The 8,297-nt window shown below is 42.1% G+C and carries 8 protein-coding genes; 2 read left to right on the forward strand and 6 right to left on the reverse strand.

The annotated features are described in order from the left end of the window. Window positions 1-2: 2 nt before the first annotated feature. The 5 genes from F991_RS03425 to F991_RS03445 all read right to left on the reverse strand — a co-directional run bounded on the left by F991_RS03425 (window position 3) and on the right by F991_RS03445 (window position 4,679). Window positions 3-608 (reverse strand): alpha/beta fold hydrolase, encoded by a 606-nt coding sequence (locus F991_RS03425; RefSeq protein WP_004668963.1) that lies wholly within the window; start codon window positions 606-608, stop codon window positions 3-5. 58 nt (window positions 609-666) lie between these two features. Further along, window positions 667-1,521: a diaminopimelate epimerase gene (gene dapF, locus F991_RS03430; RefSeq protein WP_004668964.1), complete on the reverse strand. Its 855-nt coding sequence runs from the start codon at window positions 1,519-1,521 to the stop codon at window positions 667-669. 6 nt (window positions 1,522-1,527) lie between these two features. Beyond that, window positions 1,528-2,778 (reverse strand): diaminopimelate decarboxylase, encoded by a 1,251-nt coding sequence (lysA, locus tag F991_RS03435; protein WP_004668965.1) that lies wholly within the window; start codon window positions 2,776-2,778, stop codon window positions 1,528-1,530. 22 nt (window positions 2,779-2,800) lie between these two features. Then, window positions 2,801-3,040 (reverse strand): LPS translocon maturation chaperone LptM, encoded by a 240-nt coding sequence (gene lptM / locus F991_RS03440; RefSeq protein WP_004668966.1) that lies wholly within the window; start codon window positions 3,038-3,040, stop codon window positions 2,801-2,803. Window positions 3,041-3,170: 130 nt separating this feature from the next. Continuing rightward, on the reverse strand, window positions 3,171-4,679 hold the full coding sequence (locus F991_RS03445; RefSeq protein WP_004668967.1) for an alanine/glycine:cation symporter family protein: 1,509 nt from the start codon (window positions 4,677-4,679) through the stop codon (window positions 3,171-3,173). A 354-nt stretch (window positions 4,680-5,033) separates the two neighbouring features. Between F991_RS03445 and radA the strand changes: the two genes are divergently transcribed. After that, window positions 5,034-6,425 (forward strand): DNA repair protein RadA, encoded by a 1,392-nt coding sequence (radA, locus tag F991_RS03450; protein WP_004668968.1) that lies wholly within the window; start codon window positions 5,034-5,036, stop codon window positions 6,423-6,425. An 81-nt stretch (window positions 6,426-6,506) separates the two neighbouring features. Beyond that, entirely contained in the window at window positions 6,507-7,511 is a 1,005-nt protein-coding gene (locus F991_RS03455; RefSeq protein WP_004668969.1) for a Tim44 domain-containing protein, read from the forward strand. Window positions 7,512-7,634: 123 nt separating this feature from the next. Here F991_RS03455 and F991_RS03460 read toward each other — a convergent pair whose 3' ends face one another. Further along, window positions 7,635-8,129 carry a hypothetical protein gene (locus F991_RS03460; RefSeq protein ID WP_004668970.1) on the reverse strand — a complete coding sequence of 165 codons (495 nt, stop codon included), beginning with the start codon at window positions 8,127-8,129 and terminating at the stop codon, window positions 7,635-7,637. Between the last annotated feature and the right edge of the window lie 168 nt (window positions 8,130-8,297).

Raw genomic sequence — 8,297 nt, forward strand, 5'->3', positions numbered from 1 at the left:
AACTATAAAATGCTGTTCAAATAATGATTTATATGCTCAGCAACAATCTGTGCATGTGTATGCGCAAACTGGTGATCACCGCCCTGAATGACATGTAATTCAGCATGTGAAAAACACTGACTTAGATATTCTCCGACAGTAGGTGGACTCAAAGGATCTTGGTCTCCCCACAACAACAATACGTCGTTTTTGATTAAACCCAATTCAGCTTCAAAATTGATATTGGTGGTCACAAACCAATCTGGATATTGTAAATAATGCTGACGATATCCTTCTCTCCAATCTTGTACATCAAAAGGTTCCAGTGGAATACCACCAGATGTCGCAACCAAAACCAACCCTTTTACCAGTTCAGGTTTCGTTAATGCCGCAGCCACAGCAAAAATACCGCCCATCGATTGAGCAACGATGATACATTCTTGTTGTATTTGACCAACGACATAATCAATCAGTTCATCAAAACTTGTTAAGTCATGATTCGCTTCAACACTGCCAAACCCCGGATAACCGATAATTTCTTTAGTATAAGTGCTTGGCAATAAGTCACGAACAGGCTGCCAAAAGCTCAGATCACCTGAAGCACCGGGTAAAAAGATAATTTTATTCATAAGCAACTTTGTATGAGCCTAAAACAAAAAAGCACCATCATCTGGTGCTCTTTTTTGGTTAACCTTGAAAATATCTTAAATCTAACCGTGCGTCATAGACATGTGTGGTTGGACCTGTCATCCAAACCACATCTCCTTCACGCCACACGATATGTAACTTCCCACCCGCAAGCTGAACCTCAACTTCACTGGCAAGTAGACCACGGCGCATACCACTCACAGCCGCAGCACACGCCCCTGTTCCGCACGCTAAAGTTTCACCTACTCCACGTTCAAACACACGTAAGCGCACGTGTTTTTCATCCAAGATTTGCATAAACCCTGCATTGACACGTTGTGGAAAGCGAACATGAGATTCGACTTGAGGCCCCATCCCTGCAACATCAGCAGTCAGCACATCAGGAACAATCGTAACGGCATGCGGATTACCCATATTCACCACATCAATGTTGATACTTTTATCGTTGGCTAAACCAAGTGCATAAAGACCTTCAGCATCTTCATGTGCATCGGTTAAAAATGGGATCTCTTGTGGTAGAAACTTCGGATAGCCCATATTCACACGAACCAAACCATTTGCACCCAGCTCAGGCTCAACAATACCCGCTTTGGTCTGCACACGAATTTTGGTTTTCGTGGTTAAACGACGTTCATGTACAAATCTTGCGAAACAACGCACACCATTACCACACTGCTCTACTTCAGAACCATCCGCATTAAAAATACGATATTTAAAATCCACATCTGGAAAATCAGGTGGTTCAACAATCAAAAGTTGATCAAAACCCACACCAAAATGGCGATCTGCTAAACGCTGAATCGTCACGGTATCTAAATAAGCGCGCTGGGTAATCAAGTCAACAACCATAAAGTCATTGCCTAGACCATGCATTTTGGTAAATTCTAAATACATCCCCATTTACTCCTCAGGTAACAAATGCTCTCTTTCCCAGAGTGATTCTATTGTTTCACGTTCACGAATTAAATAGGCTTGATCACCATTGACCATAACTTCAGCAGCACGACCGCGGGTATTGTAGTTTGAGCTCATTACAAAACCGTATGCGCCAGCACCTAATACCGCTAATACATCATTTTCCTGCAATGCCAAATCACGCGCTTTACCTAGAAAATCGCCTGTTTCACAAATGGCGCCCACTAAATCCCAAGTTTTAGTTTCAACATCGGCATTTGGATTGACGGACTGAATATCCATCCATGCTTCATACAAAGCTGGGCGAATTAAATCATTCATTGCCGCATCAATGATGGCGAAATTTCGATGATTGGTTGGTTTAAGTAAATCAACTTTAGTCAGTAATGCACCAGCATTGGCTGAAATACTACGACCCGGCTCCATATATACTTTTAAACCTAACTGTTCTAAAGCAGGTCGAAGTGCATTGGCATATTCTGCAACAGTAGGCGGTATTTCATCTTTATAACAAACACCCAAACCACCACCAATATCAATATGTTTTAGGGTGATGCCTAGGCTTTTCAACTGCTCGATCATCAACATCACACGATCAAGTGCATCCACAAAAGGCTTGGTCTCAGTCAATTGAGAACCGATATGACAATCAATCCCGACGATCTCTAAGTTCGGAAGTGACGCTGCATATTGATAAGTTTCATTTACGGTATCGCTCGGAATACCAAACTTATTCTCTTTCAAACCCGTTGAAATATAAGGATGAGTTTTAGCATCGACATCAGGATTGACACGTAAAGAAATCGGGGCTTTTTTCCCTAATTTGGCTGCAACCTTTTGAATACGATCAAGTTCAGCATAAGATTCAACATTGAAGCACGCAATACCGACATTTAAAGCTTTTTCAATATCTGCTTCAGATTTACCCAAACCAGAGAATACGATTTTTGATGGCTCACCGCCTGCTGCAAGCACACGCGCCAACTCACCGCCCGTCACGATATCAAAACCAGCGCCGAGTTTCGCCAAGACATTTAGAACAGCGATATTTGAGTTTGATTTCACCGCAAAACAGATTTGATGATCAATAAAATCAAAAGCACGATGCATATCCAAATAATGCTTCTCCAAAGTCGCTTTTGAATAAACATATAAAGGTGTGCCGAATTGCTGTGCGAGCTGATCTAATGAACATTGCTCAGCATGCAATACTCCATTAATGCGCGTGAAACTCATGAAAATGTCCTTGTTTACAAACTTAAGGTGACGTTGGTTGTGATTCAGTCGTTGATAATGTTGCTTGGCTTTCCACTTTCGCTTCATCCTTATTTAGATCAGATGATACTTTGGCTGTAGATGCTTCATTTTTATAAAGCAGGTATTTTGCACGCTTATCATGATTTGGATCAGAAGGAAGTTGCAATGCACCCGACTGACCACATGCGCTTAATACAACACAACTCAACAACACACTGATAGAACAAATGACTGGACGCATCTGAGCACCTAACTTTTACAATTCGCAGCAGTATAGCGTGATCAATCGATAGGCTAAAGTCTAAACATAAAAAAACAGCCACAAGGGCTGTTTTTTTATGTTGGGCGATATTTAACTAGAGAAAACTAGATCATTTTTTTTGTTCTTGTTCTTTTTCTTTCTTCAAACGATCTTCCCAGAATGTTGCATTACGAATTCCGAGTTTGACTGGATCAAAAGTAAACTTCGTCACGCCTGCTTTTTGTTGTTGCTCGTAATCGTTGAGTGCCTTGATGGTTGGTTTCCAAATGAAATAGGTCATGATAATACCAATGATATTAATCCATGCCATTAGACCAACACCGATATCACCAATTCCCCAAATATAACCCGTCGCACTAATCACACCATAAATAACGGCTGAAAGAATGAAACACTTAGTCAGGAACATTAATGAAGGTGTTTTGGTGATATAGCTGAGATAAGTAATATTGGTTTCAGCAATATAGTAGTAGGCAATAATTGTCGTGAAAGCAAAGAAGAAAACCGCGAGTGCGACAAAGATTTGACCAAAACCACCAAAGACCGTACTTACAGCCATTTGAGTGAATGCTGGTGAACCAATTTCAACAGAAGCACCGACATTTTGCACAATAAATTGACCTGCTTCTAAAGTACCTTGAACGTTATACATCCCCGTAATCAAGATCATGAACGCGGTCGCTGAACAAACAAATAAAGTATCAACATAGACAGAGAAAGACTGTACTAAACCTTGTTGTGCTGGATGTTGAACTTCAGCCGCCGCTGCTGCATGAGGGCCTGTACCTTGGCCTGCTTCATTTGAATAAACACCACGTTTTACTCCCCAACCAATTGCAGCACCGATACCCGCCATTGGTGAAAAAGCATCAGCAAAAATCATTTTAACCACACCCGGAAGTTCCTGAATGTTCATAAAAATGATCACCAACGCCATGATAATATAGCCCAGTGCCATAAATGGTACAACAAACTGAGCAAATCGAGCGATACGCTTAATACCACCGAAAATAATGACAGATAATAACGTGACAATGATAACAAGTGCCAACAACTTATAAGCACCGACATTGCCAAAAACAATGGCACCGTCACCTGTAATTTGCGTAAATGCATTTCCGACTGCATTCGCTTGAATGCCCGGCAAGAACAAACCACAGGAAATAATTGCAGCAATCGCAAAGAGAACACCTAACCAACGTTGCCCTAAGCCTTTATCAAAATAAAAAGCTGGACCACCACGATACTGTCCTTGATATTCAACTTTATAAATTTGACCTAAAGTCGATTCGACATAAGCGGTACTTGCACCTAAAAATGCAACCACCCACATCCAAAATACAGCACCCGGACCACCAAAACCAATCGCTGCGGCAACCCCAGCAATGTTACCTACACCAACACGACCAGAAAGTGAAACGGATAACGCCTGAAATGATGAAATACCCTGTGAAGAGGATGTTCCTTTAATTAATAGCCTTCCCATCTCCTTAAGCTGTCGTACTTGGACAAAACGCGTAAGAATAGAGAAAAATAAACCTGCACCTAAACATAAATAGATTAGCGCGGGGCTCCAGATAATGCCATTTACCCAATTAACAATTTCTGCTGCACTCATATATATCAACCTTTTTTATTAAAATTGGAAATATAACAACCGTTATATTTCCATTTGCTTGAGCATCAGCAATATCTATGCCAATCAACCGGAGTATCATGCCAAGAATTGAACAAATGCTCAAAACCGTCCATGGAAAAAGTGAACTGAACAAGTATATTAACTCAAAAACACACTGTATCTTACTTGTAAAAGTCTTATATCATGTTATTTTGCTGAGCACTTCCCTTTAACCAGTGAGTTACGAAAATCGCCCTTTTCTCTTCATCCTTATTAAGAGAAATACGATTGGCGCAATGTTTTCGTAATTACTTTACTTTTTAACTAATTTACAGAAAATTTTCAATTTTAAATATGGCAAAAATTAAAACTATTTACCGTTGTGAACAATGTGGCGCAGATCATCCGAAATGGGCTGGGCAATGTACCGAATGCGGTGAATGGAATTGTCTCACTGAAATCCGCATAGAACCGAGCGTCACTCATCGTAGTCAACCCAAAATGGGCGGTGGATATGCAGGTCAAGCAGCAAGCATTACCACCTTAAATCAAGTCTCCGTTTCCAATGAAACCCGCTTAGCTACAGGCGTGAGTGAGTTTGATCGTGTTTTAGGTGGTGGCTTAGTCACTGGTTCAGTGGTCTTGATTGGTGGTGATCCGGGGATTGGTAAGTCCACCATCTTGCTGCAAACTGCCACCCACATGGCCAGCAAAAAAAGCTCAGCACTCTATATCACTGGCGAAGAATCACTTTCTCAAGTTGCATTGCGGGCGCAACGTTTAGATTTGCCTACCGATCAACTCAAAGTCATGGCTGAAACTTGTGTTGAACGTATCTGTGATGTTTTAGCACAAGTGCGTCCTGCTGTTGCCATATTGGACTCCATCCAAACCTTATATACCGAAACCTTACAATCAGCACCTGGTGGCGTCTCACAAATTCGAGAATCGGCTGCATTACTCACCCGTTATGCCAAAAATAGCGGCACTGCTTTGTTTCTCGTAGGTCATGTCACCAAAGAAGGTGCACTGGCTGGTCCTCGTGTTTTGGAACACATGGTCGATTGCGTGCTCTATTTTGAAGGTCAATCTGACTCACGTTATCGCATGATTCGTGCAGTGAAGAACCGTTTTGGTGCAGTCAACGAACTTGGGGTCTTTGCAATGACCGATAAAGGTCTACGTGAAGTCGCCAATCCATCCGCAATTTTCCTGAGCCGCTATGATGAAGCCATCCCGGGTTCAATTGTAATGATCAGCCGTGAAGGTACTCGCCCACTCCTAGTTGAAGTTCAAGCCTTAGTCGATGATGCACATGGTCAACCTCGTCGTGTCGCACTAGGTTTAGAACAAAACCGTTTAAATATGTTGCTTGCAGTCATGCATCGACACGGCGGGGTTCAAACTGCTGGTCAAGACGTTTACATCAATGTGGTCGGTGGCTTAAAAATCACCGAGACAGGTTCTGACCTTGCGGTTCTACTTGCCTGCGCATCCAGCTTACGTGGCAAAGCCTTACCTCAACAATTGGCTGTTTTTGGCGAAGTTGGGCTATCAGGTGAAATCCGCCCAGTGCCAAATGGTCAGGAACGTTTAAAAGAAGCCGCTAAACATGGTTTTAAATATGTGATTTTACCTCGAGGCAACGCACCACAAAAATCAATTGAAGGTATCCAAGTGATTGCAGTTGCACGATTACATGAAGCCTTGACTGAAGCGATGCAACTTAGTGATGAATTGTCATAAAAAAAATGCTTTTCTAGTTGAAATTCAGTGCAAATGCCTGCATAAATACACTTACTAATTGGAACTAAATAGGGATTTTCGATGCAAGTACACCAGCGTGGCTTGATGGCCGCTTTATTAATGGCAACCTTGGTTGCTGCACCACTCGCAGAAGCGAAACGTGCAGGCGGCGGAAAGAGTCATGGTATGAGCAGATCTAACTCATCTAGCCAGTCTTATCAACAACCTCGCCAAGCGACTCCACCAGCACAACAACAAGCCGCTCCGACTGCTGCACCTCAAAAAGCAGGTCCTGGTGTCGGTGGTATGGTTGCCGCAGGTGTCGCTGGCGCAGCATTAGGTGCCGTTGCAGCAAACGCAATGGCAGATGATAAAGATCCAGCTCAAACAGAACAACAAGCTGTTGCAGCCGAGGAGGAGAAACAAGGGCTTCCTAGTTGGATTTGGGTTCTACTTGCAGCAGCCGCCGCCTTCTTTGTGTTCCGCAGATTAGGCGCAAAAAAAAAATTAGCAGCAGATAATCCGTACGCTCCGAACAATAGCGGTCGAAATAATTTTAGCCGTCAAACAACATCACAACCAACTGCTCGCCAAACAGGTGACAACACCAATATCTTTGGTCAATCAGTTGGTGGTGGTGCTGCGACTCAAGCACCGTTCGGCAATGCTCCAACTCAAGCACCATTTGGTAGTGCTTCGATCAGCAATGGCAATCAACTGCCAGATGGTACTGAACCGGCGGCATTCTTGCGTACTGCACGTCAACGCTTTAACCACATCCAATCAGTGAACAACGCAAATAATATCGAAGAAATTCGTCGTTATTTATCACCAGAGCTTTACAACTCGATGTATAGCGACATTATGGCCAACCAAGATCAAGATGTGGCTGAATTTAGCAACCTCAATGCAATGGTGGTCGAAAGTTCAACTGAAAATGGTCAATACGTTGTCAGCGTTCGTTTTACGGGTACTGTGAGCGAAGATCTGAATAGCTTGCCACAGCCATTTACTGAAATTTGGCACTTTGTTAAACCTGCTGGCTCACAACAAGATTGGGTTGTTGCAGGCATTCAACAAGCTTAAAACCTAATAAATAAAAAATGGCTACTTTAGAGTAGCCATTTTTTTGCCCATTTAAATCTAAAAGAAGATAGAACATACTCAGCCAAAAGCAACGTATTCCTTTCTATACAAGTATCTTGCTTCTTATCTCAATTGTTTTGAAATTTGCTTAAAACGATCACTATCCACTTGGTAATACACGGTTTCACAAATTTCTTGATTGCCAAAACGACTCCCCACAGCCATGACCAAACGACTGTCTTTTTGGTAAACAATATCATTTTGGGTAAAGCCTTTCTGTTCACTATAACAATCAGCAAAGGTATCAGGCAACATAAAGCTATGCCCTGTTTTGGCATTATAGGCTAAAGCAAAGCTGCATCCCCCACCGCAACCAACCGTTTCCATAACATAGTGCCCTGCAAAATTTGGTTTTTGTTTGGACATCTCTTTAAATAAAGTGCGGTATTTCTGGCTATATGGATTGAGTTTTAAGGGGTAATTTTTTCCTGTGTACTTTTTCGCAGGATAATCCTGAAACGTGGGTGTTTTGGCATAGAGTGATGATGAGCCCAAAACCAATAGGATCGTATAAAAAACAGCGCGTAATTCAGCCCAGATTCTAGATAAAAAATACATTTCCATTCCCCCTTATACGCCATATGCTTGTCAACTTTAAAACGCTTTACTGCGCTGAAGAACTATTTCAAAGGGCTTTGTTGCACAAACCTATCTGTAAAGGGTTTTTCAGCGATATAATTTTCAAATGAAGAAGCCTGCACACAAAATCTACCGCACAACCAATTG

Origin of the sequence: Acinetobacter sp. CIP-A165 (assembly GCF_000367985.1) — a bacterium.
Lineage (GTDB): Bacteria > Pseudomonadota > Gammaproteobacteria > Pseudomonadales > Moraxellaceae > Acinetobacter.